The sequence below is a fragment of the Leucobacter sp. M11 genome (assembly GCF_035726885.1).
Classification (GTDB): Bacteria; Actinomycetota; Actinomycetes; order Actinomycetales; family Microbacteriaceae; genus JAPFRB01.
Window position 1 is genome coordinate 604,933 of record NZ_JAPFRB010000001.1, and the last position, 747, is coordinate 605,679.

The window sequence follows — 747 nt, forward strand, 5'->3', positions numbered from 1 at the left end:
CTAGAGGGGGCGGGCCGGGTTCATTGGGGAGTCCCGGTGGGCTGAGCGCCCCGGCGGCGCTGCCCGGCGGGGCCGGTCGGCGGCGCGAGGTGGCCGAAGGATTCCAGCGCCCGGACCGTCTCGGTGAGCGTCTCGTCCAACGGGCGAGGCGACCAGCCGAGCCTCGTCCGGGCGTTCCGGGCGTCCACCCCGAGGTCGCGGCCGAGCTCGCGCACGATCTCCCGCGCCTTGGGGTCCCGGAGCGCCAGCAGCCGGACCGTCCAGTCGGGCGATTGGGCCCGCGGCAGCGCGGCGGCGTACTCGGGCCGGAGCCGGGCGAGGCGGGCGCTCAGTTCCCGCAGCCACACGGTTTCTCCGCCCAGGAGGAACCGCTGGTTGATCGCGGCCGGGGCGGTCATCGCCGCGAGGTGCGCCGAGGCCGCGTCGCGCACGTCCACCACGGCGAACCCGAAGCGGGGCACCCGGCGCAGGTCACCGCGGAGCAGGCCGAGGACGAGCCCCAACGAGGCCCCAACGCGGGGGGTCACAATCGGCCCGAGGATCACCCCCGGGTTGATGACCGCGAGCTCCGTGCCGGAGTCCGCGGCTGCCGACCACGCCGCGATTTCCGCGAGCGTCTTGGAGCGATAGTAGGCCGTGGCCCGCGGCCCCTGCGGATCCGTCCAGTCGCGCTCCGTGAAGGGCGCCCGGCCCGAGCCATGATGGCTCGCGGCCACCGAGGAGGTGAGGACCACCCGGGAAATACCC

1 protein-coding gene is annotated in these 747 nt (G+C 75.4%); it reads right to left on the reverse strand.

The features are described 5' to 3' along the window. Window positions 1-20 precede the first annotated feature (20 nt). A partial coding sequence (locus OOT08_RS03115; RefSeq protein ID WP_325091082.1) for an NAD-dependent epimerase/dehydratase family protein occupies window positions 21-747 on the reverse strand: 727 nt, incomplete at its 5' end.